The 26598-nt window shown below is 69.3% G+C and carries 25 protein-coding genes; 10 read left to right on the forward strand and 15 right to left on the reverse strand.

Annotated features, from left to right (window positions below):
• Positions 1-192 precede the first annotated feature (192 nt).
• A complete protein-coding gene (locus tag AC07O8_RS00380; RefSeq protein WP_297524212.1) occupies positions 193-771 on the reverse strand; it encodes an HD domain-containing protein in 579 nt (192 codons plus the stop codon).
• 319 nt (positions 772-1090) lie between these two features.
• Between AC07O8_RS00380 and AC07O8_RS00385 the strand changes: the two genes are divergently transcribed.
• The 6 genes from AC07O8_RS00385 to AC07O8_RS00410 all read left to right on the forward strand — a co-directional run bounded on the left by AC07O8_RS00385 (position 1091) and on the right by AC07O8_RS00410 (position 6225).
• Positions 1091-1693, forward strand: coding sequence for a cytochrome b (locus tag AC07O8_RS00385; protein ID WP_495046948.1), 603 nt, complete (start codon positions 1091-1093; stop codon positions 1691-1693).
• A 116-nt stretch (positions 1694-1809) separates the two neighbouring features.
• Positions 1810-2442 carry a YceI family protein gene (locus AC07O8_RS00390; RefSeq protein ID WP_495046162.1) on the forward strand — a complete coding sequence of 211 codons (633 nt, stop codon included), beginning with the start codon at positions 1810-1812 and terminating at the stop codon, positions 2440-2442.
• 136 nt (positions 2443-2578) lie between these two features.
• Positions 2579-3148, forward strand: a complete 570-nt coding sequence (locus tag AC07O8_RS00395; RefSeq protein ID WP_297524284.1) for a YceI family protein — start codon at positions 2579-2581, stop codon at positions 3146-3148.
• Between the two features lie 217 nt (positions 3149-3365).
• Positions 3366-4895 carry a sensor histidine kinase gene (locus AC07O8_RS00400; protein WP_495046163.1) on the forward strand — a complete coding sequence of 510 codons (1530 nt, stop codon included), beginning with the start codon at positions 3366-3368 and terminating at the stop codon, positions 4893-4895.
• On the forward strand, positions 4892-5356 hold the full coding sequence (locus AC07O8_RS00405) for a hypothetical protein (protein ID WP_495046164.1): 465 nt from the start codon (positions 4892-4894) through the stop codon (positions 5354-5356). The genes AC07O8_RS00400 and AC07O8_RS00405 overlap by 4 nt, the downstream gene beginning before the upstream one ends.
• 32 nt (positions 5357-5388) lie before the next feature.
• Positions 5389-6225, forward strand: coding sequence for a LytR/AlgR family response regulator transcription factor (locus AC07O8_RS00410; RefSeq protein ID WP_495046165.1), 837 nt, complete (start codon positions 5389-5391; stop codon positions 6223-6225).
• Between the two features lie 150 nt (positions 6226-6375).
• Here the strand turns inward: AC07O8_RS00410 and AC07O8_RS00415 are convergent, their stop codons facing one another.
• The 8 genes from AC07O8_RS00415 to AC07O8_RS00450 form a co-directional block, all read right to left on the reverse strand.
• Positions 6376-7074, reverse strand: coding sequence for an adenylate/guanylate cyclase domain-containing protein (locus AC07O8_RS00415; RefSeq protein ID WP_495046166.1), 699 nt, complete (start codon positions 7072-7074; stop codon positions 6376-6378).
• Positions 7075-7084: 10 nt separating this feature from the next.
• Positions 7085-7579: a Pycsar system effector family protein gene (locus AC07O8_RS00420; protein WP_495046167.1), complete on the reverse strand. Its 495-nt coding sequence runs from the start codon at positions 7577-7579 to the stop codon at positions 7085-7087.
• A gap of 103 nt (positions 7580-7682) precedes the next feature.
• Complete coding sequence (locus tag AC07O8_RS00425; protein WP_495046168.1) at positions 7683-8183, reverse strand: hypothetical protein; 501 nt, start codon at positions 8181-8183, stop codon at positions 7683-7685.
• Between the two features lie 41 nt (positions 8184-8224).
• Entirely contained in the window at positions 8225-8743 is a 519-nt protein-coding gene (locus AC07O8_RS00430; protein ID WP_495046169.1) for a hypothetical protein, read from the reverse strand.
• Between the two features lie 316 nt (positions 8744-9059).
• On the reverse strand, positions 9060-11723 hold the full coding sequence (locus tag AC07O8_RS00435; protein ID WP_495046170.1) for a hypothetical protein: 2664 nt from the start codon (positions 11721-11723) through the stop codon (positions 9060-9062).
• A complete protein-coding gene (locus tag AC07O8_RS00440) occupies positions 11720-12418 on the reverse strand; it encodes a lysoplasmalogenase (protein WP_495046171.1) in 699 nt (232 codons plus the stop codon). Before AC07O8_RS00440 ends, AC07O8_RS00435 begins: the two co-directional genes overlap by 4 nt.
• 180 nt (positions 12419-12598) lie before the next feature.
• A complete protein-coding gene (locus AC07O8_RS00445; RefSeq protein ID WP_495046172.1) occupies positions 12599-13162 on the reverse strand; it encodes an ImmA/IrrE family metallo-endopeptidase in 564 nt (187 codons plus the stop codon).
• Between the two features lie 128 nt (positions 13163-13290).
• On the reverse strand, positions 13291-15357 hold the full coding sequence (locus AC07O8_RS00450) for an ATP-dependent helicase (protein WP_495046173.1): 2067 nt from the start codon (positions 15355-15357) through the stop codon (positions 13291-13293).
• 64 nt (positions 15358-15421) lie between these two features.
• Here AC07O8_RS00450 and AC07O8_RS00455 point away from each other — a divergent pair, with 64 nt between their 5' ends.
• Positions 15422-15799 (forward strand): DUF1304 domain-containing protein, encoded by a 378-nt coding sequence (locus AC07O8_RS00455; RefSeq protein WP_495046174.1) that lies wholly within the window; start codon positions 15422-15424, stop codon positions 15797-15799.
• A gap of 9 nt (positions 15800-15808) precedes the next feature.
• Here the strand turns inward: AC07O8_RS00455 and AC07O8_RS00460 are convergent, their stop codons facing one another.
• The 3 genes from AC07O8_RS00460 to AC07O8_RS00470 form a co-directional block, all read right to left on the reverse strand.
• Complete coding sequence (locus AC07O8_RS00460; RefSeq protein WP_495046175.1) at positions 15809-16606, reverse strand: substrate-binding periplasmic protein; 798 nt, start codon at positions 16604-16606, stop codon at positions 15809-15811.
• A 30-nt stretch (positions 16607-16636) separates the two neighbouring features.
• Positions 16637-17116: a hypothetical protein gene (locus AC07O8_RS00465; protein ID WP_495046176.1), complete on the reverse strand. Its 480-nt coding sequence runs from the start codon at positions 17114-17116 to the stop codon at positions 16637-16639.
• A 226-nt stretch (positions 17117-17342) separates the two neighbouring features.
• Positions 17343-18455, reverse strand: a complete 1113-nt coding sequence (locus AC07O8_RS00470) for a serine/threonine-protein kinase (protein ID WP_495046177.1) — start codon at positions 18453-18455, stop codon at positions 17343-17345.
• 35 nt (positions 18456-18490) lie between these two features.
• Here AC07O8_RS00470 and AC07O8_RS00475 point away from each other — a divergent pair, with 35 nt between their 5' ends.
• Positions 18491-21001 carry an alpha/beta hydrolase family protein gene (locus AC07O8_RS00475; protein WP_495046178.1) on the forward strand — a complete coding sequence of 837 codons (2511 nt, stop codon included), beginning with the start codon at positions 18491-18493 and terminating at the stop codon, positions 20999-21001.
• A 1-nt stretch (position 21002) separates the two neighbouring features.
• On the opposite strand, the gene ypfJ is transcribed toward AC07O8_RS00475, so the two are convergent.
• From ypfJ to AC07O8_RS00490, 3 genes are read right to left on the reverse strand one after another with little or no spacing between them, the layout of a single operon-like run.
• Positions 21003-21896 carry a KPN_02809 family neutral zinc metallopeptidase gene (gene ypfJ, locus AC07O8_RS00480; protein ID WP_495046179.1) on the reverse strand — a complete coding sequence of 298 codons (894 nt, stop codon included), beginning with the start codon at positions 21894-21896 and terminating at the stop codon, positions 21003-21005.
• Positions 21897-21926: 30 nt separating this feature from the next.
• The gene (locus AC07O8_RS00485; RefSeq protein ID WP_495046180.1) at positions 21927-24107 is read right to left on the reverse strand and encodes a sensor histidine kinase; all 2181 of its coding nucleotides are present in this window, start codon (positions 24105-24107) and stop codon (positions 21927-21929) included.
• Positions 24108-24122: 15 nt separating this feature from the next.
• Positions 24123-24911, reverse strand: a complete 789-nt coding sequence (locus AC07O8_RS00490; protein ID WP_495046949.1) for a substrate-binding periplasmic protein — start codon at positions 24909-24911, stop codon at positions 24123-24125.
• Positions 24912-25200: 289 nt separating this feature from the next.
• Between AC07O8_RS00490 and AC07O8_RS00495 the strand changes: the two genes are divergently transcribed.
• Both AC07O8_RS00495 and AC07O8_RS00500 read left to right on the forward strand, forming a co-directional pair.
• Positions 25201-25818: a helix-turn-helix domain-containing protein gene (locus tag AC07O8_RS00495; protein ID WP_297531678.1), complete on the forward strand. Its 618-nt coding sequence runs from the start codon at positions 25201-25203 to the stop codon at positions 25816-25818.
• A gap of 50 nt (positions 25819-25868) precedes the next feature.
• A complete protein-coding gene (locus AC07O8_RS00500; RefSeq protein ID WP_495046181.1) occupies positions 25869-26576 on the forward strand; it encodes a response regulator in 708 nt (235 codons plus the stop codon).
• Positions 26577-26598 lie beyond the last annotated feature (22 nt).

Here is a 26598-nt window from a genome sequence, read left to right on the forward strand (position 1 = left end):
GTAGGTCGGCATAGCACTCCTCCCCTTGATCACATCGCTGAGGTCCAGGCAGCGAGCGATCGGGATCCAGTATGCAAAGCGGGCGGGGGGTCCGATATCCCCCTCAAGAGGGAGACCTCCTTTGACATCGTCCCCCTCCGCTTGCGCCGGTTCCGCATGAACTCATCCGGAAGGCGCATGAGCCGTCCGCGTTCAGGCGATGCGCACCCGCTCCGGCGCGCGCGCTTCCCGCAGCAGCTCCTCGAGCAGCGCCAGGTAGTAGGCGAGCGGCGGCGTGCGCATGCCCGGCCGCTTGGCGAGGTCGTCCCAGCGGCGCAGCTGCAGCGACGCGCTCGCCTGCGGGTGGGCCATGAAGAGCAGCCTCTCCTCCGCGTTCATCGGCCCGCCCTGCAGCGCGAGGCTGTGGCGCGAGGCGTCGGACAGGCTCGGCCCGTAGGCCGGGTCCGTGCTCACGAGGTAGCGCTTGGCGGCGACATGCAGGCGGATCGGCTCCACCACGTCCGGGCCCAGTCCGCCAGCGCGCAGCAGCGGGAGGGCGGTCAGCTCGTGCTCGTCGTCCCGCAGGGGGGCGGCAGAACCACCGTCCATCAGTTGCCCGAGGTCGTGCAGCAGCGCCGCGACGACAAGGCTATGCTCCGCGTGCGCCCACTCGGCGAGCTGGGCGCATTGGAGCGCGTGCTCCAGCGCGGTGACGGGTTCCCGGCGCTCGTCACCGTACTGCAGGTGTCCGCGGCGGTGGAACACCGCCTCGATCTTGGCGATCAGGTCCATGGCAACTCCTAGCCATCGCTCCAAGGGCGGAGCGGGCGCCAGTCTCGACGCCGCCTATGACGGATCTGTGAAGCTTGACCGGGCTCCCCATTCAAATTGGATGAATAGTGGCCTCAGTTCCGGTGAACCGACGATGTACGGCGCACGCGGACACTTCGATCCATTCCGGACCTCCCGGCGCCCCAGGTCTTTCCAAGGACGCGAGCCCGACATGACCATCAACCACCAGCACAACGACCCCGACCAGCAGCCCACGCTGCCCGCCGAGACGCTCGACGCCTCCGCGCCCGCCGTGGCCGTGACGTCGGCGGCCACGCCGATGCCGCCGGTGGCGCCCTCTCCTGCATTTCCTGGATCTCCCGTATCCCCGACGGCAGCCGCCACGCCGCCCGGCAAGACCCGCTACGACGGCCTGGCGATGCTCTTCCACTGGGTGCTGGCCATTGCCATCATCGGCACCTTCTCGGTGGGCTGGTACATGGCCGACCTGCCCTTCTCGCTGACGCGGCTGAAGCTCTTCAACTGGCACAAGTGGGCCGGCGTGACCATCCTGGCGCTGTCGGCGCTGCGGTTGCTGTGGCGCCTGACCCATCGGCCGCCGGCGGACCTGCCGATGCCGGGCTGGCAGAAGCTGGGCGCGCACGCGGTGCACTGGCTGCTGTACGCCGCCTTCTTCGCGGTGCCGCTGAGCGGCTGGGCCTACAGCTCCGCCGCGGGTTTCCCGATCGTGTGGTTCGGCGTGCTGCCGCTGCCGGACTTCGTCGGCAAGGACAAGGCACTCGCCGAATCGCTCAAGCAGCTGCACCAGTTCTTCGCCTACGGCCTGGGCCTGCTCGTCCTTGCCCACCTTGGCGCCGTGGTCAAGCATGTCGTCCTCGACAAGGACGGCCTGCTGCGGCGCATGCTCCCGGGCCGCGCCTGAGCGCACCGCCCGGAACGACCCGGACAACACCTGACCCCACGGGCGCAAAGTCACTTCACAGGACGCGCTCCACAACGCGCTCCACAGACCCGCTTCACAGAATTGCAGAGGACCTCATGACCGCACGCATGGCCACCCATCTCTCGATCACCGCGTTGTCGGTGCTGAGCGCCGCCCTCCTCCTGGCCGCGCCGGCGATGGCGCAGACCAAGCCGGCCGCGCGCCCCGCCGCCGCGGCTGCGGCGGCCGCGCCGAAGCTGGTGCCGGCGCAGAGCGACATCGCCTTCACCTTCCGCCAGATGGGCGTGCCGGTGGACGGCCACTTCAAGAAGTTCGACGCCCAACTGGCCTTCGACCCGAAGAACGCCGCGGCCGGCAAGGTGACCCTGTCGATCGAGCTGGGCAGCGCCACGCTGGGCGACGCCGCGACCGACGCGGAGCTGGTCAAGCCCGAGTGGTTCAACGTCAAGAAGGTGCCGACGGCGACCTTCCAGAGCACGGCGATCAAGGCGCTGGGCGGCGGCAAGTTCGAGGCCACCGGCAAGCTGACCATCAAGGGTCAGGTCAAGGACGTGGTCGTCCCGGTCGCGCTGGCGCAGGCCGGCGGCACGACGACGGCGACCGGCGCGTTCGCGATCAAGCGGCTGGACTTCAACATCGGCGAAGGCGAGTGGAAGGACACCTCCATGGTCGCCAACGACGTGCAGGTGAAGTTCAAGCTGGCCATCACCGGCATGGCGCCGCTGTAAGCCGACGCTGCCGCAGATCACGGCCTCCCGATTTCTCCAACCGGTCCGGGTCCTTCGCCCGGTTCCTTTCCACCGCGGTACCGCCGCGGTTTCCACCACCGTTCCGACCCCTGGTCGACAAGGACCCACCACCATGATGAAGAAAGCCCTGCTGCTCGCCTCCCTGATCGCCGTTGCCGGCCTGGCGCAAGCCCAGACCGCGACCTACGCGATCGACCCGACGCACACCTACGCCACGTTCGAGATCAAGCATTTCGGCACCTCGACCAACCGCGGCCGCTTCGAGAAGAAGGAAGGCACCGTGCAGTTCGACAAGGCCGGCAAGTCGGGCAAGGTCGAGATCACCTTCGACATGAACGGCATCAGCACCGGTTCGTCGCAGTTCGACACGCACCTGAAGAGCAAGGACTTCTTCGACGTGGCCAACAACCCGACGGCCAAGTTCGTCGGCGACAAGTTCACCTTCTCGGGTGACAAGGTCGCGACGGTGGCGGGCCAGCTGACGCTGAAGGGCAAGACCGCGCCGGTGACCCTGACGGCCACCAACTTCAACTGCTATGAGAACCCGATGCTCAAGCGCGAAGTCTGCGGCGGCGACTTCGAGACCACCTTCGACCGCACCGCCTTCGGCGTCGACTACGGCATCCAGTACGGCTTCTCGAAGGACATCAAGGTCATCGTCCAGGTCGAGGCCGTGAAGCAGTAATCCCTCCGGGAATACTTCTCACCAATGCTGGAAGGCCCGCGGAAGCGGGCCTTTCGTCCTTGTGGCGCCCGCACCGATCCGGGGCGCATGAGCCGTCCGGGCCTCCGGCCTGTCGCCGATCGGTGCAGTCCATCCCGCCGTCCGCACGGCGCGTCGCCCGCCGCCCCGGAGACGCCGGGGTCTTGCGTAAAGTGCGAGCCATACGACAGGTCCTCCCATGAACTCGCCGACTCCCGCCTCCCCCACCCCGCGCCAGCGCTGGCAGAGCATCATGAAGACTGCCGAGCAGGTCTTCCACGCCTACGGCAGCTGGCTGGTGAGCATCACCTGGAAGCGCTTCACGCTGCTGGCGGTGATGCTGATCATCGGCGCCAACATCCTGCAGACCCTGCCGCCCTTCTCCTTCAGCTGGCAGTTGCCGGTCGAGACGACCGAGACCATCCATCCGCCCAAGGGCCGCGATCGGGACGCCGAGCGCGACCGCCGCGAGAAGCAGCGCGCCGCCGAGGTGGAGAAGAAGGTGGCCGAGGCGCAGAAGAAGGTGGAGAAGGCCACGCAGCCTGAGGAATCCGCCAATGCCGGCTCCCAGTCCGGACACGGCGCCTCCGACGCCGCCGAGGGCGACGGCCTGCGCTACGAGGTCCAGATCGACAGCCGCGGCGTGCGCATCGTGCCGCGCCACCCGGTCGCCGCCGCGGCCAGCGCCGCCTCCGCGGCCGATGCCGAAGGCGCCGTCGATCCCACTCTGCCTTCCGTCGACATCCGCATCCCGAACGAGAAGCAGCGCGAAGCCATCCGCGAGGCGGTGAAGTCCGCCGCCGCCGACGCCAGGCGCGCCCTGGAAGAAGCCGCCGAGGAAGCCCGCCAGGCCAAGGCCGACGCCGAGGAAGCGCGCGACGAGCTCGAACAGGTCCAGCGCGAGACCTCCCGAAAGACGCGCTATCGCACCGTGCACCTGGGCGACTTCCTCGACAAGCTGGCCGTCCTGGTGGTGCTGGCCTCGGCGCTGCTGAAGGCCACCTACAAGGGCCGCCTGCAGGCCGAGGTGAAGGCCGCCAAGGCCACCGAGACCGCCGAGGCCGAATCGCTGCGCCGCCAGGTCGTCGAGGCCCGGATGGCCGCGATGCAGGCGCAGGTCGAGCCGCACTTCCTCTTCAACACGCTGGCCTCCATCGATCACCTGATCGAGACCGATCCGCCGCGCGCCTCGCAGATGCAGAAGAACCTGATCGCGCTGCTGCGGGCCTCGATGCCGACGATGCGCGAAGCCAACGCCAACGGCGGCGTGCGCGACCTGGGCCGCGAGATGGCCGTCATCCGGCCCTACCTCGAGATCCTGCAGGTCCGCATGGAAGAGCGCCTGGTGTCCCGCATCGAGGTGCCCGACGGCCTGCTGTCGGCCGAGTTCCCGCCGATGATGATCCAGAGCCTGGTCGAGAACGCCATCAAGCACGGCCTCGAACCCAAGGCCGAAGGCGGCAGCCTGCTGCTCAAGGCCGAGATCGTCCACGGCAAGCTGCAGGTCACCGTCGCAGACACCGGCCTGGGCTTCGGCCGCGCCGCGACCTCGGGCACCGGCGTTGGCCTGGCCAACATCCGCGAGCGCCTGTCGCTGCTCTACGGCAAGGCCGCCAGCGTCACCGTCGCCGAGAACCAGCCGTCCGGCACCGTCGTGATCATCACCGTCCCCTACCGGACGTCCGCCCACCACGCGCCAGAGCAAGGCACGCAAGGAGCACACGCATGAAAACGCTGTTCAAGACCTTCCTCGTCCTCGGATTCCTCCTCGTCGCCGGCTCATTGCTGCTCGGCTGGGGTCTGATCCACGTGCTCGGCGACGTCCCGGGCGTGCACCTCACCGTCGACGGCGAGGAGGTCATCCTCAGCGGCATGGGCCTGGCGGACGCCTTCGGCGCCGGCATCGGCCTGATCGTCGCGCTCGTCGTGCTGTGCCTGGTCGTGCCGCTGGTGCTGCTGCTCGGACTCGGTCTGCCGCTGCTGATCCTGGGCGCGATCGCGCTGGTGGCCCTGGCCGCGCTGGCCAGCGTCGGCGCGGTGGTCGGCTCGCCGCTGCTGATCATCGGCCTGGTCGTCTGGCTGCTGGTGCGCGACAAGCCGCGCAAGGCGCGCCGCGGCGAGTCGGGCCAGCCCGGCCAGGGCGCTCCCGGCCTGACGTCGCCGGCGGGCGAACCGTCCCTGCACGCCTGAATCGTCTCCGACCTGTCCTAACATCGCCTCCCATGAGCGACACCGCCGACACCCACCAAGCCCCGCGCGCCATCCTCGCGGACGATGAACGCCTGATGCGCGAGCAGCTGCGCAGCCGCATCGCCGAGGTCTGGCCCGAGCTGCAGATCGTCGCCGAGGCCAAGAACGGCCTGGAGGCGGTCGAGCTGGTCAAGGAACACAAGCCCGACCTGGTCTTCCTGGACATCCGCATGCCGGGCCTGACCGGCGTCGAGGCTGCCAAGCAGATCGCGCAGCTGCCCGACGACGACGACTGGCCCCTGCCCGAGATCGTCTTCATCACCGCCTACGACCAGTACGCGGTCGAGGCCTTCGAGCAGGGCGTGTGCGACTACGTGCTCAAGCCCGCCGAGCGCGACCGCCTGCTGGTCACCGTCGAGCGCATCAAGAAGCGCCTGGCCCTGCGCAGCGGCGAGGTCGAGCCGGACGGCCCGAGCACCGGCACGCTGCAGCAGCTGCTGCACTCGCTGTCGGCCCGGGTCAACAACACCAGCGGATCGCCGCAGTACCTGCAATGGATCCAGGCCTCCGTCGGCCAGACCATCCAGATGATCCCGGTCGAGGACGTGCTGTTCTTCATCAGCGACGAGAAGTACACCCGTGTCCAGACGCCCACGGTCGAGGCGCTGATCCGCAAGCCGATCAAGGAGCTGGTCGACGAGCTCGACCCCAAGCTGTTCTGGCAGATCCATCGCTCGACGCTGGTCAACGTCAAGGCCATCAACGGCATCGGCCGCGACTTCCGCGGCCGTCAGCTGGTGGGGGTGCGTGGCCTCGATGAAAAGCTCGAGGTCAGCCGCAGCTACACGCATCTCTTCAAAGGCATGTGACGAAGGAACGATTCGGGTGAGAGCTTCAGGACTGCCACCGCCGCTGGCCCTCCCCTGTCCTCTCTCGACAGCAATCGATGATGCGACGGTTTTCGTCCTTCGAGTTGCTCTCCGCCGTCGCAGTGGCGATGCCAAGCAAGGAAGAGCCGCTCAGATTTCGTACGCGGTCTCCGAGCAGTAGATCTCCATGTTGTTCATGGAGGTCCACAAGCGCTTCGCCCACATGTCGGTTTTCGTCACGCTATGGATTTTCACGTCGGTCAACATTGCGTCGTAGACAGCTTTGGTGATCCAGAGCGGCTTCTCGGAGAGCGTGGTGAGCTTCGCCGCATAGTTGGCTGCTCGACCGATCCATACGAGGTCGTTGTATCCACGAACGCCGATTCGAGCAGCTCGCAGCTGACTTGTGTCAACGCCAACGACGTGTTTCACGACCATGTCTGTAGACGTATAGACCGCCCGCATTTCGGGATTGATGATCGTCTTGACCGCTTGGTGAATCTTCATAGCAGCCCTAACCGCTGATGTGTTCTTCTGGTTCCCGCTGAAGATTGCCATCACTCGATCGCCGTCGTACGCGGTCACTATGCCGCCCTCGCTCGCAATGATGCGAGCCGCGCAGCGCAGGTAAGTCTTGTAGACCTCCGCAGCGAACCCCCACGAACGGCGATCGACCATGTCCGTTGAGCCATTGAGATCCGCGTAGAGCACGGTCGCTTCGTCAAGGTTCTTGGCGTGATTGCCTAGCCTGAGATCCGCAGGGTCAGGTATTCCGTTGGTGGCCTGTTCCTCCCACGCCAATCGGAACGTGTCGCGGACTTCGGTAACGAGATCGTCTTTCAACGCCATGTGTGAGACCTCAGATTTTTACCAACATGATGATCGCCACGATCCAAGGAATCGCCCCGAGGAACGACCAGACTAGGCTCTTCCGGACCCATTCATGCTTGTCGCTGGCGATCTCCGCATTACGGTGGATCTGCGTAGCAAGGTCTTCGAGCAAGGCGCGCTCATTGAGCTGCGCGAAGCGGCTCACGAAGTCGCCGACCGTTTGGTCCTTGATGCGCGCGAAGAAGATCATCGACTGGACGGGCCCACGCATGCGAGGCACCGCCGCCATGCCGGCACAGAAGATGGCGATCACCATCGCGCCCACGGCAGATAGAACTGCAAGGTAGCACCAAGCCGTTCGGTGCAGGGGGTCGGATGTGCCGAATGCCGTCGCTAGGCCGCCGAGCATCGCGGTGTCCAATGCCATCGCAACTCCCACCTTGACGTCTGCGGTCGCGATCCATCCGAGCGTCCGCTCGAACAGCCATTTCGCGAATTCGATTCGTTGCTTGTCGTCTGTCACGCTCTTCCTCTGTCAATAACAACGTGCCGCCGCCACCGCATTCTCAAACTCCGGCATCAGCGCCGGCTTGTCGACCAGTTCGTAGACCATGTTCGTCGCTTTCTCAAAGATTCGAGCGTTTGAGCAGCAACTCCATATCTGCATTCAATGCAATGAGAACCTCTGAGAACTGCAAGACGTCATTCAGATCAAGCATCTGCCCGGGTTTACGCACAAGCACGATCCCTGCGCCCGTGCTGGGACCAACGTCGTCCATTGCATGTGGCGGCACGTTGAGGGGGTTGTGCAGGATCTCGTTCCTGCGGACCGCTGATTTGATAGCTTTCACCCAGAACGTCGCCCAGTCGTCTGCCAGGGTTGGGTCTGTGGTGCGGAACTTCAACTCGACAATGTCGGCCGCACGTGTGGATCTGGCGACAAACAGCTTCTTGAGAGAAGCAGCCACGTCGGCCGGCTTTTCAAGCTGTTGCACGATGGTGTAGCTCGCCCACTCGATACGTGCGAAGTAGTAGGCCACCCACGCATAGGCCCAAAACCATGTGTCGCCCTCACTCCGACTCGACACGATGATGCCGCGCGCGGTTCCGGCGTTGCTCGTTGCCATGGTGTTGATCTCTTGAAAGACAGCCTAAGCGTGGTTGATGTCTAACCGGGGCTCAGTTCGTCGAGCATCAGTCGTGCTGATTGAAGCTGAGTTACTGCATCCGTTGCGAGCTGCTGGAGAGGGCGAAGCAAATCCGCCAGACCAGCAGCGTCGAGACCCAGCGGCACCGTGGCAATGACTTCGAGCGCCGTCTTGATCTGCTTGGTCGCGTTGCTTACGCGAAGGAGGAGGATTGCGCATTCCTTCGAAGCGGCGCTGAGTGCCAGCAAGTCCTCTCGGGATGGCAGCTGCAGCGTGCCAAGGATTGCTGCCATTTGCTGGGGTCGACTATTGGGCGTATCGGCACCGTCAATTCGACTCTGGAGGTCTTGAGCGACAGACTGGAGACCCGCGATCGTCTGATCGATGCCAGCAAGGATGCCACTTGCTGCCAGCTCCGCCGCGGCCAGGGCGCCCCTCTGAGCGACGCGCAGCTGCCACCACACAACGCCGATGGCGGCGAAGACCGCAAGCGCCGAAAACAAGGCCTGTGCCCACGATGCCCACTCCGAGCTTTGCAAGCAAGGCTCGCTCCAGAATAGGCACCACTCGCCGGGTTTGCTCTCCGTCGACATCACTCACACCGCGCGGTAGTCACAGCGGCCACAAACTCGGGAATCAACACCGGCTTCTCGGCTAGTTCGCCGACAGCTTCGGACTCGTCTGCGGCGCCACTTTGATCGTCCTGCATGTTGATCTCCGATGAATTGGCGAAGGCAAACATCCTAGGGGACGACGGACCAGCAGGGCTGTGCGCTTTACGGTTAGCGCGATTGCTTTTCGCCGCTCTATGCGCTTCAGGCAGTCAACAAGCAGAGCCGTACGGCCGCCGCTATCTCAGCGCGGTGGACCCTTGAGCTTCACACCCGCGGCTGCCATCGCGCGGCGGACTTCCGGGGCGTCCTCGAAGGCGGACTCCAGCTCCGGCTGCAGCGTCTCCAGTTCCAGCCGCGAATCCTCGTCGCCGGGCCGGCCCGACTTCCGCGACGGCGCCCGCAAGCCCAGTCCCAGCGCCATGAGCGCATAGAACAGGAAGGCGATCCGCGGCGCGTCGATGAGGCTGTCGAAGAGCCCCACGATCACGAAGCCCGCCAGCCCGCCCACCACCGCCGGCGCCAGCGGATGGTGCCGCCCCGCGCCGAAGGTCAGGCGCATCAGCACCGTCACCAGCAGGCTGGTCCAGAGCGCGAGACCGAACAGGCCCTGCTCGAACAGCACGTGCGCCGGCAGGCTCTTCATGTGGAAGGGCATGTGGTTGCGATCGCTGGTGAAGAACCACCGCGCCAGGCCGTCGCTGAAATCGCCGTTCTGCAGCACCGGCCCGTGGACGCTGTCGACGATAGACACCGACGCGATCTCCACCACCCCGCCACGCCAGTTCTGCGTCACCGACGCCACCAGCCGCTTCGGCGCCCAGGCGCGGCCGCCGAAGTCCACCGGCGCCTGGCCCAGCGCCATCTGGACCGGCTGCCACGCGCCGCCCTTCGGCTCGACATCGGCCTCGCGGTCCACGCAGCGCAACGGGTAGAGCAGGAACTTCTCGCAGACCTCGACGCGCAGCCGGGTCTTGAACTGCGTGCGCAGCGTCACCGTCGCCGCGATCTCGCCAGCCACCGCCGGCACGCGCTGGCTGAGCCGGAACATCTCGCCGTTGCCCATCATGTGCAGGCCGCTGGTCAGCGTCACCGTCGGACGCGGGAAAGGTTCCGCGCCGGGCAGTCCGGACGCCGGCATCTCGGACCGCGCCGGGTTCAGGTGGTAGTCGCCGACCCGCTCGTCGAAGGGACCGCCGTTGGCGAAACTCGCCGGGAAGCGCCCGCTGCCCTTGCCCAGCAGCCATTCATCCATGGACTTGAGCAGCCCCAGGCTGACGCGCCAATGCGCGAGGCGGCCTTCGAAGTCCTGCTGCCCGGTCGACATCCGTTGACCGATGTACGCGCCGCCGCCCAGCGCCGCGACCACCCCGCAGGCCAGCAGGCAGGCGGTCCAGACCAGCCCCCGGACGCGCCAGCCGGCGGTGCGCAGGTCCCCCCCGACGCGCGGCGACCATTGCGTCACTATCCATGCGATCGCGAGCGCCCCCAGCACGATGGCGATGGACACGGTGTCCCGTCCGCCGCCCCAGTGCGCCGCGACCAGGCCCGCGCCGGCCAGCGTCGCCATCCACACCACGGCCAGCGCGAAGGCCTGCGAGGGCTGCGTCAGTCCGCCGCGCCACAGCCAGGCCAGACCGAGGCCGAGCAGCACGAGGACGCCGTCGATCAGGTAGGCGCCCTTCGGCACGAGGTCGATCAGCAGCCCGCCCAGCAAGGCCAGCAGCAGCGCCGGCAACGGCGACAGCGCCATCAGCGTGCGCTGCTGTCCACGCGGCCAGGCGGCGCGCGAGGCCGGCATCGCCAGCAGCACCGCGACGCTGCCCGCCAACGCGAGCAGCGCGCGATAACCGCCGGCGCCGAACAGCACCCAGGCCGCGACGGCGGTTCCGGCGATCACGCCGATCGCGCCGGCGATCGGCACCTGTGCGCGTGCGCCGGGGACGGCGTGCGGCGACGACGCCCCCTCCTGTCGCGGCGCGTGCAGATCGTCGCGGCGCTGCACCGCCCACAGCAGCGCGCACAACGCCATGCCGAACGGAACCGCCAGATAGACGCCGCGCGAGAACGTCGTCAGCGACGCATAGAACGCCAGCAGCAGCACCGCCAGCGCCGCCACGAAGCGCAGCGGCCGGCGCTCCCCCATGGCCCACAGCATCGCGAAGGGCAGGCTCAGCGCGAGCGCGCCGTCCAGCGACGCGCCGCCGACGTTCATCTCCCAGAACAGCGAGGTCGTGCGGTAGTCCGTCGAGAAGTCCAGCAGGCCGGTATAGACCCAGCGCTCCCACGCCGCCCCGAGCGAGGTCGTGACCAGCACCAGCACCCAGGCCGCGCGCGACAGGCGTTGCACCGATGCCGGCTGCAGGTCGGACGCCTTCTGCCACAGCGGCAGCAGCAGCAGGACGAGGAAGAAGCTCTTGCCGGCGCGCAGGCTGTTCATCGGCTCCTGGAAGCCCTGCCAGAAGCCGAAGTCCACGCCGCCGGCCTGATCGAAGCCGCGCCAGACGGCGATGAATGCGGACAGCGCAAACACCGCCATCAGCACCCGCACCGCCGCGCGCCAGCGCAGCGTGCGGTAGCGCCACGCCACCGGCTTGTGCGGCGGCACCGTCAACGCGATCGCCGCGTAGCCGCCGGCGGCGACCGCCAGCACGACCAGGTCCAGTTCCTCGAAGGTGATCCAGCCGGTCCACGGCGCGAAGCCGATGACCGGCACCAGCGCCGGCACCAGCAGCGGCAGCATGCGCCAGCCGAAGAAGCCGGCGACCGCGAGCGCGGCCCACAGGGCGGTGGCGGCGACCGGTTCGATCGGGTAATGCCGCATGAGCCAGAGCCCGACGGCGGCGCAGGCCGCGCCGGTCGCCAGCGTGGCCAGGGACGAGGGGCGCCGGGGCAGGACGAACTTCATGCGCGGGTCCGTCCCAGGCTGCTGGCGATGCACCACTGCGCCGGCCAGTAGCTGGCCAGCACCCAGAAGCTGGCCATCTCCAGCGGCCCGGCGAACTTGTTGATCGCCAGCATCGCATCCGACAACACGAACAGCGTGCCGCCCCAGGCGGCCCAGCGCGCGAGCGGCTCATCGGGCTGGCCGACGCTGCCGCGCCACCAGGCCCAGGCCTGCGCCGCCATGGCCGACAGGCAGACGACGTAGACGACCACCGGCGCCCGCAGCTCCGCCGGGATGTGCGGCCAGAGCCGCCCCAGGACCGCCGCCGCGATGACGCCGAACATCAGGAAGGGCCAGCGCACCGCGCCCAGTTTCTTGCGGGTGCAGAAGCCCACGATGTAGCAGACGTGGGCGGCCAGGAAGCTCACCAGCCCGGGCAGGAAGCCTGGCTCCGGCCACAGCAGCGCGACGTCGCCCGCCAGCGAACACAGCAGCCCGGCGCGCAGCCAGCGCGCCAGGCGCGGGCGGTCAGCGCCGCGGGGCCAGGCGTAGAGCAGGATGAGGATCGTCGTGAGCGGCTTGAAGACGAAGGCGAAGGCCGGCGGCAGTTGCGCGGGCTGGGACAACGCGAGGATGGCGGCGACCGCGCTGATCAGGGTCAGCAGCGGCAGTGCGGCGGCGAGCCTGGTGGTGGACTTGGCGGCGGAGGCTGTCATGCGCCCGCATTCTGCCGTTTGCCGGTGACGTCCACCCCCCGGGTCCAGGTGATATGGCAGACCTTACAGGGTCGATCCCGAGGCGGACGGAGAGCGCCGCGCGGTGGCGGGGATCGCCCGTCTCGCCACTCTCGCCCGTGTCGCCAGTCTGGTCCGTCTCGCGCGTGGCGCGCAAGGCGCTCAAAGGTGGGACCAGTGCCGGTCCAGGGCCCGCAGGCGCTCGTGCATGGCGGACTCGGGGACCAGGAACTTCTCCGACAGCCTGTGCGCGCTGACCACGCCCTGGTCCATCAGCCGGTAGATCGCGAAGGCCGGCATCAGCAGATCGAGCGCGAAGCGATGGGCGTCCTGCTCGATGCGGAGCGGGTGGTGGCTCGACAAGGTGGGCGTCGTCTCCGGCGGCACCGGGCCGTGCCCGAGCACGTGGTGGCCCAGCGCATGGGCCAGGACGATCCGCCGCCGCAGCGGTTCCTCGGCGCGGTTGAGCTCGATCACCGGGCGCCCGTCGAGGTAGAGCAGTCGCCCGCGATAGGGATACATCGGCTCCTGCGCCCCGCCCCGGTCGCGTACCTCGACGCCGGCACCTTCGGCCAGCTCATGGGCACTCACGGGCAGGCTGGACTGATCCCAATGGGCGTGGCGCAGTTCGTCGGCGAGGACTTCGATGTCGCGCTGCCGCGCCGCGGCTTCGGCCGGCGTGCGGTGTTCGCGGAACGGGTGGCAGGAAGGCGGGGCATCGGCCATGGGTCGGTTTCCTCGGCAGGCGCAGAGGGACCGAATGCTAGAAACCTGCGTCTCGCCGCGAAATGACTCGAACCAGTAAGAATCGTTCGTCCACCCCCTTCACTCGCTGTTCGAGTGACAGGTCTTGCTCAGCGATCGTCCTTCGCGGCCTGCGCCTGCCGGGCCGCGGTTTCGGCGGCCTTGGCGGCGAACTGCTCGCGCATGCGCTTGAGCTTCTCGCGCGGGTCTTCCTTGACCCCGCCCTCGCCGAGCTTCATCTCCGCGATGAACCGGCTCGGCACCCCGACGACCGTCTCCCGGTTCTTCTTGCGGCGCCGCAGCGTCGACACCGCCAGCGTCTGCCGCGCGCGCGTGATGCCGACGTACATCAGCCGGCGTTCTTCCTCGACGCGCTGGGGCGTGAGTTCGTCGTTGTCCGCCTTGAACGGCAGCAGGCCCTCGTTGACGCCGGCCAGCACCACGTGGGGCCACTCGAGGCCCTTGGACGCATGCAGCGTCGTCAGCACGACCTGGTCCTGCTCTTCCTGGCGCTCGGCCAGCGACAGGATCACGCTGATCGTCTGCGCCACCTCGAGCAGCGTCTGGCGCGGGCTCTCGGTGGTGATGCCGCCGTCGGTCGAGATCTCGCCGCCGCAGCGCTTGGCGACCCAGTCCACGAAGTCGAGCACGTTGCCCCAGCGGGCCTGCGCGACCTTCTCGTTCTCTTCCTGGTCGATCAGGTGCTGCTCATAGGCGATGTCCTTGAGCCACTCCATGATCAGCGCCTTGCCCTCCTCCGCGCCGACGGCGTGGCGGGCGCGGTACTCGAGGTCGACGACGTAGCGGCCGAACTCGTGCAGCCCGTGCAGCGCCTTGCTCGACAGCGTCGCCTTGAGCGACTCGGCGAACAGCGACTCGAACATCGACAGCTTCCACTTCGCCGAGAACTCGCTCAGGTGGCCCAGCGTCTGGTGGCCGATGCCGCGCTTGGGCGTGGTCACGGCGCGCAGGAACGCCGGATCGTCGTCCTGGTTGACCAGCAGCCGCAGCCAGGCGCAGAGGTCCTTGATCTCGGTGCGGTCGAAGAAGCTCTGCCCGCCCGAGACCTTGTACGGGATCTCGGCGCGGCGCAGCGCCTGCTCGAAGATGCGCGACTGGTGGTTGGCGCGGTACAGGATCGCGAAGTCCGAGAACCTCGTCGTCGGCTGGTTGGCCCGGATGGCCTGGATGCGGGCGACGGCGCGCTCGGCCTCGTGCTCCTCGCCGTCGGCCTCGACCAGCACGACGGGATCGCCTTCGCCGAACTCGCTCCACAGCGTCTTCGGGAACAGCTTGGGATTGCCGCCGATCACGTTGTTGGCCGCGCGCAGGATCGCGCTGGTCGAGCGGTAGTTCTGCTCCAGCGGAATGATCTTCAGCTGCGGGAAGTCGACCGGCAGCTTCTTGAGGTTCTCGATCGTCGCGCCGCGCCAGCCGTAGATGGACTGGTCGTCGTCGCCCACGGCGGTGAACATCGCGCGCTCGCCGACCAGGCACTTCAGCAGCTCGTACTGGACCGCGTTGGTGTCCTGGTACTCGTCGACCAGCACGTAGCGCAGCGTCTCCTGCCACTTGCCGCGGGCCTCCTCGTTGGTCTGCAGCAGCTTCAGCGGCAGGCCGATCAGGTCGTCGAAGTCGACCGCCTGGTACGCGGTCAGCCGCTCCTGGTAACGCTGCATGACGACGGCGGCGGCGCGCTCCATGTCGTCCTTCGCATAGGCCAGCGCCTGCTGCGCGCTCAGGTTCTGGTTCTTCCACAAGGAGATGGTCCACTGCCAGGACTTGGCCGTCGCCGCGTCGGTCGTGCCGCCGGCATCGCGCAGCACCGACAGCACGTCGTCCGAATCGAGGATGGAGAACTGCTCCTTGAGCCCGAGGTGGCGGCCGTCCTGGCGCAGGATGCGCACCCCCAGCGAGTGGAAGGTCGACACCACCAGCTCCGAGCCCGCCTTGCTGCCCACGAGGTGCCTGGCGCGCTCGCGCATTTCCTGCGAGGCCTTGTTCGTGAACGTGATCGCGGCGATGTTCTTGGGGCGGTAGCCCTCGGCCATCAGCTTGGCGATCTTCTGCGTGATCACGCTCGTCTTGCCCGAGCCCGCGCCCGCGATCACCAGGCAAGGGCCCGACAGGTGATGCACCGCCGCCAACTGGGCGGGGTTGAGCTGGGCTTTGGACATGGAACGTGCGGGACAGGAAAGCGCGGAGGGGCCGGGGATGATAGCGGGACGTACAGTGCGAACCATGAACACAACACTTGCCCTTGCCGCCAATGTCGCTGACGTCGTCATTGCCCTCGTGGCCCTGATCCACGTCTACATCCTCATCCTCGAGATGTTCCTCTGGACCACGCCCAGGGGCCGCAAGGCCTTCGGACTGACGCCGGAATTCGCCGAGGCGAGCAAGGTGCTCGCCGCCAACCAGGGGCTGTACAACGGCTTCCTCGCGGCCGGCCTGATCTGGGGCCTGGCGCTGGGCGCCGCGGGCGGACCGGTGAAGCTGTTCTTCCTGGCCTGCGTGCTGGTGGCGGGTCTGTACGGCGCCGCGACGGCCAGCCGCAAGATCCTCTTCATCCAGGCCCTGCCGGCGGCGATCGGCCTGGCGCTCCTGCTGCTGAGCTGAGGGGTCCTTTCAGTCCGGCAGCACGACGCCGCGCCGGACCGCCATCTGCTGCAGCTCGCCGCTGGCGCGCAGGCGCTGCATGCCGGCATCGACCAGCGTCGCCCAGGGTTCGCCCGCCGGATCGCGTCTGAACGCGAAGTGGCCGCGCAGCTGCGCGAACGGCGGCGTGCACCGGGCGACCTGGTCCGTCAGTCCGAGGTCCTGGATCACCGGCTCCGAGTTGCGCTGGTTGGCGGCGATCAGATCCAGCCGGTCGAGCTGGAGCATGCGCAGCGCCGTGGCCAGGTCCCGCACCGCCGTCACGTTCAGGCCCAGGCGCGCCTGCTCGAAGCGCTCGCCGTAGACCCAGCCCTGCACCGCGCCGATCCGCAGCGGCTGCAAGGCGCGGAAGTCGCCCCACCAGAGTCCCTCCTCGCGGCGGCGCGCGTAGAACACCAGCGCATCCTCGTAGAAGGCCTGGCGCGAGAAACGCATCAGCCGCTCGCGCGCGGGCGTGCGGTACGGGCCGACGAGGATCTGTGCCGGACCGTGTTCGATCATGGCCTGCGCGCGCAGCCAGGGATAGAACTCGTAGCGCGGCTGGTGGCCGGCGGGCACCAGGATCGCATCGAGCAGGTCGACGGCCAGACCGCGCGGCTTGCCGTCCGCGCCAGGCTCGAAGAGCTGCGCGAAGCTCGTGCCGGCGACGAGCACCTGCGTCGAACGCGGGCCTGCCGACGAGGGCTGCGCCCGTGCCGCTCCCGTCACGCCGACGGCCATCGCACCGAGCGCGGCATGACGGAGCAGGTGGCGGCGGAAGGCGTCCATGGGTGGGCCCCATGATAGAGGGCCGCCAGCTCAGCGGGCGCGGGTCTCGGCGGCCAGGTCCTCGGGCACGAGCGCACCGGGGATGAAGACCGGCATGCGGATCGGGTCGCGGCCGATGTCCTCGCCATGGGAGCCGTGGACGGCGAACGCCGCCGAGAGCACCGCGTGGACCTGTCCCATCGCCTCGCAGGACGGCGACGAGCCGCCGGCGAAGAACACCTTCGCGTCGCCGATGCCCAGTCCGCACAAGCCGTAGACCCGGTCGCCGACCCGGGCGCAGAACTGGTCGGCGATCTGGCGTCCGATCAGCGACGGCAGCCGGACCAGGTAGTCGCCCGTCCCGGCATCCACGGCCCAGCGCGTGGCCAGCCGGATCCAGTGCGCGTTCTTGCCGTCGACGCAGGTCTCGAGCACGCCGCGCAGCCAGGGCGAACACTCGGGATCCGTCACGGAATCCCGCCAGCAGTGGCGCCAGTCCTCGGCGGACATCGGCCGGATTTCGAAACTCACGCGCATCCTCCTCGCGTCGCCACGCCGGCGACAGGAGGACGATCGTAGGCAGGCCGCCCCCGTTCGGACAATCCGCCTTCATCGACCGATGCATGACTCTTCGAAGTCGATCGCCAACGCGAAGTTGTCAATGCGCATGGGCGATTTCCAGCGTCGCTGCCCCACCCCTGCGGGAGAACTAGTGCATCGAGGTGGGTCGCCGACTCATCTCCGCTTGCGCGGCGGCTCAGCCGCCGCGCAGCAGCAGCCAGACGACGATCGCCGCGAGCGCCAGCACGAGCGCGAGGCCGGCCAGGCGCTCGGCCCAGGATGCGCGGGCAGCGCGGGCCGTGCGCGATGAAGCCGGGCCGTCATCGTCGACCTCGAGCGGCGGCGGCGACGGCAGCAACGGCATCGGCGCCGAGGCCGGGCCGCCCGTGCCAGACGCCGGGCGCGTCGGCGCGGGCTCGACCGCGATCCAGTCGCGCACCGCCTGCGCCAGCAGTTGACGATCGGTGAACGAGCGGCCGTCCATCATCGCCCGGTCCAGCAACTGATCCAGGCTCTCGCGCTGCGCGGCCGTCAGCGACAGCCACGACTGCAGCGACGCCACGGGCGTCGCGCCGGGTTCCGGCTCGTCCTCGACACCGTCCTCGGCGCTCGCATCGCGACGCGGCAGGCGCCCGTTGACCAGCATGCCCAGCAAGCGGCCCAGCGCATGGGTTTCGCTGTTGGCGTCGGGGCGGCCTCCGGCCCGTTGCCGCGCGTTGGCCAGCGGCTCGGCGGCGCGCACCAGCGCGGCGGGCGCCTGGCTGTCGCGCGGCGTCAGGCCCTGCCCCAGCCAGTGCAGCTGTTGCGCGGGGCTCAGCCACAAGGTGCCGGGGTCCAGCTCCTGCAGCACCAGCCCGTGACCGTGGGCGGCGTCGAGCATCTCGATCAGGTCCAGCAGCAGTTGCATGCGCCGCTTCAGCGGCAGCGCCATCGCGACGCGCAGCAGCGGCGCGCCCTCCATCGCCGGCACGACGAGGTAGGGCAGGCCCGCGGGACTCAGCCCGCTGTCCAGCGGCGCGCCGTAGGCCGGGTGCTGGAAACGCGACAGCGCCTCCGAGTCCTCCGCGAAGCGCATCAGCACCGCCTGCGCGTCGGACTCGTGGCGATAGACCAGCGCGAGCCCGGTCTGCGCGGCGGCCTTGCCGTGCTCCACGCGGTACCAGACGCCGGACGCGCACTCGAAGAGCACGGTGGCGACCCGCCAGACCCCCAGGCGCTCGCCCACCGCCGGCAGCACCGCGGGGACCCGGGCGGCCGGGTCGTGCGATGCGCGGAGGTCGTGCGCGTGCGGGGCGGGGGGCTCGATCATGGGCGCGAATCCTAGCGCAGCGATACTTCGACCCCATGTCCTCCCGCGTCCCCTCTGTCGGCCTGAGCCATCCGCCCATCGGCGCCCGGGGTGCCCCGGGTGCCCCGGGCGCCGTGACGACCCTCCTCCAGCGGGCCGGCGTCGTGCTGCTCACGGTGGCGCTCTGCGGGGGAGCCGCCGCGGCGCCCGCCCCGTACAAGCAGCCGTCGGCGGCGATCCGCGAGCTGCTGGACGCGCCGGCGCTGCCGCGCCTCATCCCGTCGCCGGACCGGCAGGCGCTGGCGCTGGTCGAGCAGCGCCGCTACACGCCGCTCGAGGAGCTGGCGCGACCCGGCCTGCGCCTGGCGGGGGCCCGCTTCGATCCGCGCAACGCCAGCCAGCAGAACCTGCTCGCCGTGCAGCGCGTGCGCCTGCGCTCGCTGCTCGAGCCGGAGGCGGCCGAGCGCGACGTCGAACTCCCGGCCGGCGGGACCTGGCACAACTTCCTCTGGGCCCCGGACGGGCAACGGTTCCTGCTGTCCCGACGCACCGACACGGCCGATGAGCTGTGGGCCGGCGCGACGTCCAACGGCCAGCTCTGGCGCATCTACAACGTGCGGCTGAACAACGCCGTCGATGCCGACGACATCGCCTGGCTGAATCCCCGCGAGGCCGTCGTGCTGACCGTCCCCGACGATCGCGGTGCCGCGCCGAGCCGGGCCCAGACCGGTCCGGCGATCCAGGAAACGCATGGCAAGGCCTCGCCCGAACGCACCTATCCGGACCTGCTGCGCAACCCGCGCGACGAAGACCTGTTCGAGCACTACGCGCGCTCGCAGCTGACGCTGGTCGACATCGCCAGCGGACAGAGCCGCGACATCGGCACGCCGGGCCTGTTCACCAGCGTCTCCAGCGTCGGCACCGGCCAGGCGCTGCTCACCGAGCGGCTGGTGCGGCCCTTCAGCTACAACCTGACCTTCGACGATTTCCCGACCGTGGTCGAAGTCCGCCAGCGCGACGGCAAGGTGATCCGCGAGCTGGGGAAGATGCCGCTGAAGCAGGGGGTCGCGATCGACGGCGCCCTGCCGGGTCCGCGCGTGTTCTATCCGTCGCCGACCAAGGACGCGGCGATCTACTGGGTCGAGGCGCTGGACGGCGGCAACCCGGCCAACCGCGCGGCGTTCCGCGACCGCGTGATGCGGCTGGACCCGCCCTACACCGGCGATCCCTTCGAGGTGCAGCGCATGCCCTACCGCTTCACGCGGCTGCGCTTCCTCGACGACGGCATCCACGGCCTGTTGACGGAGGAGGACCGCAGCCGGGGCTGGTCGCGGACCTACCTGCTGCCGCTCAACGGCAAGCAGAGCCGCCCGCTGTTCGAGCACTCGGTGCGCGAGCGCTACCGGCATCCCGGTTATCCGTTCATGCGCACGCTGGCCAACGGCCATCAGGTGGCGCAGACGCTGGGCGGCGACCTGCTGCTGTCGGGCCAGGGCGCGGGTCCGAAGGGCGACCGGCCCTTCCTGGACAAGCTGTCGCTGAAGGACCTCGGCGTGCAGCGGCTGTTCCAGTCGGCCGAGGGCGTCTACGAGCAGCCGGTGGCGCTGCTCGAGGACCGCCGGCTGCTGACGCAGCGGGAGACCGAGCACGAACCGCCCAACCTGGTGCTGCGCGAGAACGGCAAGGCGACGCCGCTGACGCGGATCAAGGATCCGACGCCTCAGCTGAAGGGCGTGCGTCGCGAGCTGGTGAGCTTCAAGCGCAACGACGGCGTGGAGCTGTCGTTCTGGATGTACCTGCCGCCGGACCAGCGCGAGGGGGAGAAGCGTCCGGCGCTGGTGTGGGCCTATCCGCTGGAGTTCAACGACGCGGCGATCGCGGGGCAGCTGAGCGGATCGCCGGGGCGCTACATGAGCTTCTCCGGCATCAGTCCGCTGAACCTGCTGATGGACGGGTATGTGGTGCTGATGGACGCGACGATGCCGGTGGTGGGCGACGCGCGGAACATGAACGACAGCTTCATCGAGCAGATCACGGCGAACGCGCGGGCGATCGTGGACAAGGCCGAGGATCTGGGCACGGTGGACCCGAAGCGGGTGGCGATCGGCGGTCACAGCTATGGCGCGTTCATGGCGGTGAACCTGATGGCGCACACGAAGCTGTTCCGCTGCGGCATCGCGCGCAGCGGCGCCTACAACCGCACGCTGACGCCGTTCGGATTCCAGAGCGAACGCCGGTCGCTGTGGGACGCGAAGGACGTCTACCTGAAGCTGTCGCCCTTCCTCTTCGCCAACCAGATCAAGGATCCCCTGCTGCTGATCCACGGCGAGGCGGACAACAACTCGGGCACCTTCCCGATGCAGAGCGAGCGGCTGTACCAGGCGATGGCGGGTCTGGGCGGCACGGCGCGCTACGTGCTGCTGCCCTTCGAGGCCCACGGCTACACGGCGCGCGAATCCGCGGGCCAGGTGCAATGGGAGATGAGCCAGTGGTTGAAGGGCTGTGTCGGCGATCCCCGCGTCGAGGCCAGGCCGCGCCCCGCCGCCGGATCCGGCGCCTCGCAGTGACCTACAGCTGCTTCACCGAGAAGGTGTCGCAGTCCCGCAGATCCCCCTGGGCCATGCCGCGCTTGAACCAGCGCTGCCGCTGCTCACTGCTGCCGTGGGTGAAGCTCTCGGGCACGACGGCCCGGCCGGCGCTGCGTTGGAGGGTGTCGTCTCCGATCTTGGCGGCGGCGTTGAGGGCTTCGTCGATGTCACCCGCTTCGAGCCAGCCCTTGGACTGCTGGGAGTGGTGGGCCCACACGCCGGCGAAGCAGTCGGCCTGGAGTTCCACGCGGACGCTGGTGGCGTTGGCGGCCTGTTCGGATTGACGGCGCCGGGCGGCGTCGACCTTGTCGGTGATGCCGAGCAGATGCTGGACGTGGTGCCCCACCTCATGGGCGATCACGTAGGCCTGCGCGAAGTCGCCGGGAGCGCCAAGCCGGTCGCGCAGGGTCTGATAGAAGCCGAGGTCGATGTAGACCTTGCTGTCGCCGGGGCAGTAGAACGGCCCCATGGCGGCCTGTCCGAGTCCGCAGGCGGTGCGCGACTGGCCTTCGAAGAGGACCAGCGTGGGGGCCTGGTAGGCCTTGCCGCCGGCCTTGAAGAGCGGCGTCCAGACGTCCTCGGTGTCGGCGAGCACGATGCTGACGAACTTCGCCGGCGCGTCCTGGGGACGGCTGTGCTCGGCGGGGCGCTGGGCCGGTCCGGGCGCGGTCTGGACGGCGCTGCCGTCGAGGGCGCTGAGGACGGTCAGCGGATTGATGCCGAACGCCCAGGACGCGAGCAGGGCCACCACGATGCCGCCGATGCCGATGCCGCGCCCGCCGAGCATCGGCAGTCCGCCACCGCCGCTGCTGCCGCCGCCGCTGCCGCGCAGATCCTCGACGTTGTCGCTCTCGCGATTGCCTTCCCATTTCATGGTGTGCTCCTGATGCGGGCTTGAATGTCGTCAGTCGGCCGCCTGGGCCTCGCTCCCCACCGCCGACGTGTCGTGCGCGGGGAGGATCAGGTGGAATTCTGCGCCACCGCCTTCGCGATTGGCGGCGTAGAGCCGCCCGCCGTGCATCTCGACGATGCGCCGGCTGATCGGCAGGCCGAGGCCGGTGCCCCCGGAGCCGTCCTTGGTCGCGCTGGACTGGACGAAGGGATCGAAGATGCGCTCGAGTTCGTCGACCGGGATGCCCGGCCCGCGGTCGGCGACGCAGAGGTGCAGCGCGCCCTCGGCGGTGCGGTCGCCGCGGAGCTCGATGGTGCCGCCCTGCGGGGCGAACTTGATGGCGTTGGCCAGCACGTTGCGCACCGCCTGCTGGAAGCGCAGCGGATCGACGCGCGCCGGCATCGGCGCGGGCAGCTCGACGGCCAGGCTCAGGTGGCGCTTCGCGGTCAAGGGCGCGAGCTCGCGCATCACCGCGTCGACCGGTTCGCGCAGATCCTCCGCCCGCAGCTCCAGCGCGCCGACGGCGTCGAGCTTGGAGGCGTCGAGCAGGTCGTTGACCAGCGCCAGCATCCGCTGCCCCGAGCCGTGGATGTCCGAGAACATCGCCTGCAGCCGCTCCTGCCCGCCGCTGCGCGCGATGCCGAGCTCGGAGAAGCCGAGGATCGATTGCAGCGGCGTGCGCAGTTCATGGCTGATGTTGGCGAGGAACTCGGTCTTGGTCCGCGAGGCTTCCTCCGCCGCGTCGCGCGCCTGGCGCGTCAGCCGCTCGGCGGCGGCGCGCTCGGTGACGTCGACCGCGCTGCCGGCGTAGCCCAGCAGTTCCCCGTCGCGGCGCAGCGGCACCGTCGCGATCTCGTAGCGGCGCGGTGCGCCCTCGCCGTTGCGGATCGTGGCCTCGACGCTGCGCACCCCCTCCCCGCCGCCGAACAGGCTGGCCACGGCGTCGCGGTCGGCCGGCTCGGCGAGGTCCGCCAGCCGGCGGCCGACGGCCTCGTCCGGGCGCCCGCGGTGCAGCGTCGTCCACCGGGCGTTCACGAAGGTCAGCGTGCCCGCGGGATTGGTCCGGAAGATCACCTCCTGCACGCTCTTGAGCAGCACGCGCATGTCGCGCTCGCGGTCGGCGAGCTGCGCATGCGCGCCCTCCAGCGCCTCCATCGCCTCGGCCCGCGCCTGCAGGCTGCGGCGCACCGTGATCGTCGCCAGCGCGATCAGCGCCAGGGCCAGCGCGCCGATCAGCAGCAGCCAGCGCAGGCCCGCGTGCCAGCCGGCGAGCACCTCCTCGACCGACTGCTCCACACCGACCATCAACGGGCGCCGGGGCGCCGCGCGGTAGGCGACGACGACTTCGCCCGGCAGCGCGCCGGCGCCGATGTAGGTGTCGTGCTCGCGCCCGCGGCGCAGCGCGTCGAAGGCCGGATGCCCGTCCAGGCGCTGGCCGGGCAGTTGATGCAGGGTCTCCATCGCGGCGAGCAGTTGGCCGTCGGTCGAGGCCAGCCAGGCGGCGCTGCGGCCCGTGGGCAGCGCGCGCTGCTGGACCTGCGTCAAAGCATCCGGATTGATCAGCGCCAGCAGCCAGCGCGCGTCGCCGTCCCGCGTGCCGGACAAGAGGCCCATCGAGGCCGCGGCGCCGCTGGCGGGCTCGTCGGGCGGCGGCGGCAGTTGCAGCAGCAGCGGCAGCATGCCCACCGGCGACCCTCGCGCCCCGCGTCCCCGCGCGAGGTCCGCCAGGCCGCGCCCCGGCCGCAACGGCAGCAGCATGTCGCGGTCGGGACCGGGCAGGCGACCGAAGTCGTCGAGTGGAATCTCCAGGCCGATCTCGTCGGTGTTCGTGCTGACCAGCACCCGCCCGCGCGTGTCCAGCAAGGACACGCTGCGGATGAAGGGCAGGCCCACCAGCACATGGCTGAGATGCTCCTGGAGGTGCCGGGCCTCATGCGGATCGGAGACCGTGCGCGCCAGGCCGTCGCCGATGGCATGCAGGGACAGCGAGGCGGTCTCGATCGTGCGGCTCGCGTCGCTTTCCAGCACCTGCGCCAGCAGCGCGCCGCGGGCGCGCGCCTCGTCGATGGCTTCCTGCCGGCCGACCCACGCCGGGCCGATCAGGCCGGCCAGGGTGCCCGCCCCCACGACGACGCCCGCCCACAGCGTCGCGCGACGCAGGCGCAGCAGGGATCGGACGGCCGGACCGAGCATCGTGGCGGCTCCGCGTCAGGGCACGACGATCGCGCTCAGGCCGTGGCGCTCGGCAGCGGCGCGCAGCCGGCCGTCGCGCTTGATCCGCGCGACGAAGTCGTCCAGCCGCGCCAGCCACACGGCATCGCCGCGCTTGATCGCATAGGCGTACGGCAGGACATGGAAGGGTTTGGGCGACGCGATCAGCTGCGCCCAGTCGGCGTTGTCCAGCAGCCGCCGGCTGTAGGGATAGTCGGTCATGAAGACGTCGGCGCGGCCGGACTCCAGCTCGCGCTCCCGCGTCGCGGGCGGCTGCACCACCAGCAGCGTCGCGCGCTTGAGCGCGTCGCGCATCACCCGCTCGGTCGAGGTGCCGGCCTGCACAGCCACCACCACGGCCGGCTGGTCGATGTCCTCCCAGCGCTTGACGACACGGCTCGCGCGGCTGGCGATGGCGTAGATGTCGCTCTGCAGATACGGTCGCGTGAAGGACAAGGCCACCTGGCGGTGCGGCAGCACGGCGACGGCGAACATCGCGACATCGCAGCGCTCGCCCTCCAGGTCGGGGATCAGGCGCTGGAACGAGGATTCGACATAGCGCAGACGCACGCCGAGGTCCTTGGCCAGTTCGTTGGACAGGTCGATGTCCAGGCCGCTGAGCGTCTCGTCGCGGGGGTGGCGGTAGGTGATGCCGTAGTAGTCCGGCCAGATGCAGACCCGCAGCACGCCCTGCGCGAGGACGCGCTGCAGCACGGGGCTGGTCGCGGAGGCCGGCGCGGGCACGGGCGCGGACGCCGGGGCGCTCCACGCGCCCGGCGTCGCCATCGCCGCCATCGCCGCCATCGCCGCCACCGCCCCCATGCGGCCGGCCGCCCAGATCCGGACTCCCCGGACCGTCGCGGCCGGTCCGGTCCATCGCTTGGTCATCGCATCTCCTCGGCTCCGGATTGCACCAGAGTTCGCACCGTTCCATGGCGGGGGAAGCCCCCCTCTCCGACCGAAGTCACACCCGATATCACTTTTATCGCTTATAACTGGGGATATTGCCCACCTGCAAGTTTGGTTAATTCGGCAAAATCGACTCATGACTGCCATTGCCCGTACACCTGACGACATGCAAGAGGACTTCAGCACGCGCGAAGTCGCGCAGCGCCTCGGCATGGCCGTCCGATCGGTGCAGCTGATGGTCGACCGCGGTGAGCTGCAGGCCTGGCGCACGCCGGGCGGGCACCGCCGGATCCTGAGGACCTCGCTGGACGCCTGGCTGACGGGCCGGGGCCTGGCGCCGACCAAGCCGGCCGACCTGTCGCCCAACGACGGCGTCCCGCCGCGGCTGAAGGCGCTGCTGATCGAGGACTCGGTCCACTACCAGAACCTCGTGATGCTGCTCGCGCAGCAGGAGTACCCCGACCTCGACCTGCACACGGCCAACGACGGCATCGGCGGCCTGGTCATGTACGGACAGCTGCAGCCCGAGATCCTGCTGGTCGACATCCTGCTGCCCGGCATCGACGGCGCGGCGCTGGTGACCAGCCTGCGCTCGCAGCCGCAGTTCGCCAGCAGCGAACTGATCTTCGTCACCGCGCTCGACGAGCAGCAACGGGCGCCTTATGCCTTCGCGCTAGCGGGCCTGCCGCTGGTGCACAAGCCGCGGCTCGTGACCGATCTGCCGCCGCTGCTCGGCGCCGCCATCCAGCGCATCCAGGCCCGACAGCCGCAGTTCGCCGGTTGACGCCGGCGGGAGCGGGCGGAAGTGGGCGGGTTCTGATCATGGCGTCCCGTGTGCGGGTCCTCCTGGTGGAGGACGATCCCACCCTGCAGCGTTTCGTCGCCATGGCGCTCGAGGACGACGAGGTGCGCATGCAGGGCTGCATCTCCGTGGACGAGGCGCTGCTCGCGCTCGCGACGCAGAGTTTCGACCTGGTCATCAGCGACCTGATGCTGCCGGGTCGGCACGGCCTCGATCTGCTGCAGACGCTCAAGCAACGGCCCGAACTGCGCGGCAACGCGCGGCTGGCCGTGTTCAGCGCGGGGCTCAATCCGACCGTGCGCGAGCAGCTGGAGGCGCTGGGCGTGACGCGATTCCTGTCCAAGCCCTGCTCGCTGGGTGATCTGCAATCCTGCCTGGACGGCCTGCGCGACGCCCCGGCGCCGGCCGCGATGCCGTCGATCCACCACGCCGCCATCGAGCAGTACTTCGGCGGCAATGCCGCGCTGTACCAGGCCTTCCTGGCGCGCTGCCGGATGCAGTTCCCGCTCGACATCGCCAGCGGTCGCGGCGCCTGCGAGCGCGGTGAGCACGTCAAGCTGCGCCACCTCGCGCACAGCCTCAAGAGCGTGCTGCTGACGCTGGGCCACGCGGAGGCGGCCGACGTCGCGCGGCAACTGGAGCTCGATGCGGAACAGGCGGCGACAGGGTCCGAAGACGCCCTCGCCGCCGCGCGCGCCGCCTGGCCGGTGCTGGAAGAGGCGCTGGCGCGGCTCCTTTGATCCTGCCGTCCCGGCCCCCCGC

The organism is Roseateles sp. GW821-FHT09G09 (assembly GCF_059415965.1).

Excerpts from the sequence above, each read along its gene's own strand:
- AC07O8_RS00380 (WP_297524212.1), bottom strand. The coding sequence starts at position 771 with ATGGACCTGATCGCCAAGATCGAGGCGGTGTTCCACCGCCGCGGACAC.
- AC07O8_RS00385 (WP_495046948.1), top strand. The coding sequence starts at position 1,091 with ATGCCGCCGGTGGCGCCCTCTCCTGCATTTCCTGGATCTCCCGTATCC.
- AC07O8_RS00390 (WP_495046162.1), top strand. The coding sequence starts at position 1,810 with ATGACCGCACGCATGGCCACCCATCTCTCGATCACCGCGTTGTCGGTG.
- AC07O8_RS00395 (WP_297524284.1), top strand. The coding sequence starts at position 2,579 with ATGAAGAAAGCCCTGCTGCTCGCCTCCCTGATCGCCGTTGCCGGCCTG.
- AC07O8_RS00400 (WP_495046163.1), top strand. The coding sequence starts at position 3,366 with ATGAACTCGCCGACTCCCGCCTCCCCCACCCCGCGCCAGCGCTGGCAG.
- AC07O8_RS00405 (WP_495046164.1), top strand. The coding sequence starts at position 4,892 with ATGAAAACGCTGTTCAAGACCTTCCTCGTCCTCGGATTCCTCCTCGTC.
- AC07O8_RS00410 (WP_495046165.1), top strand. The coding sequence starts at position 5,389 with ATGAGCGACACCGCCGACACCCACCAAGCCCCGCGCGCCATCCTCGCG.
- AC07O8_RS00415 (WP_495046166.1), bottom strand. The coding sequence starts at position 7,074 with ATGGCGTTGAAAGACGATCTCGTTACCGAAGTCCGCGACACGTTCCGA.
- AC07O8_RS00425 (WP_495046168.1), bottom strand. The coding sequence starts at position 8,183 with ATGGCAACGAGCAACGCCGGAACCGCGCGCGGCATCATCGTGTCGAGT.
- AC07O8_RS00435 (WP_495046170.1), bottom strand. The coding sequence starts at position 11,723 with ATGAAGTTCGTCCTGCCCCGGCGCCCCTCGTCCCTGGCCACGCTGGCG.
- AC07O8_RS00440 (WP_495046171.1), bottom strand. The coding sequence starts at position 12,418 with ATGACAGCCTCCGCCGCCAAGTCCACCACCAGGCTCGCCGCCGCACTG.
- AC07O8_RS00445 (WP_495046172.1), bottom strand. The coding sequence starts at position 13,162 with ATGGCCGATGCCCCGCCTTCCTGCCACCCGTTCCGCGAACACCGCACG.
- AC07O8_RS00450 (WP_495046173.1), bottom strand. The coding sequence starts at position 15,357 with ATGTCCAAAGCCCAGCTCAACCCCGCCCAGTTGGCGGCGGTGCATCAC.
- AC07O8_RS00455 (WP_495046174.1), top strand. The coding sequence starts at position 15,422 with ATGAACACAACACTTGCCCTTGCCGCCAATGTCGCTGACGTCGTCATT.
- AC07O8_RS00460 (WP_495046175.1), bottom strand. The coding sequence starts at position 16,606 with ATGGACGCCTTCCGCCGCCACCTGCTCCGTCATGCCGCGCTCGGTGCG.
- AC07O8_RS00470 (WP_495046177.1), bottom strand. The coding sequence starts at position 18,455 with ATGATCGAGCCCCCCGCCCCGCACGCGCACGACCTCCGCGCATCGCAC.
- AC07O8_RS00475 (WP_495046178.1), top strand. The coding sequence starts at position 18,491 with ATGTCCTCCCGCGTCCCCTCTGTCGGCCTGAGCCATCCGCCCATCGGC.
- ypfJ (WP_495046179.1), bottom strand. The coding sequence starts at position 21,896 with ATGAAATGGGAAGGCAATCGCGAGAGCGACAACGTCGAGGATCTGCGC.
- AC07O8_RS00485 (WP_495046180.1), bottom strand. The coding sequence starts at position 24,107 with ATGCTCGGTCCGGCCGTCCGATCCCTGCTGCGCCTGCGTCGCGCGACG.
- AC07O8_RS00490 (WP_495046949.1), bottom strand. The coding sequence starts at position 24,911 with ATGGCGACGCCGGGCGCGTGGAGCGCCCCGGCGTCCGCGCCCGTGCCC.
- AC07O8_RS00495 (WP_297531678.1), top strand. The coding sequence starts at position 25,201 with ATGCAAGAGGACTTCAGCACGCGCGAAGTCGCGCAGCGCCTCGGCATG.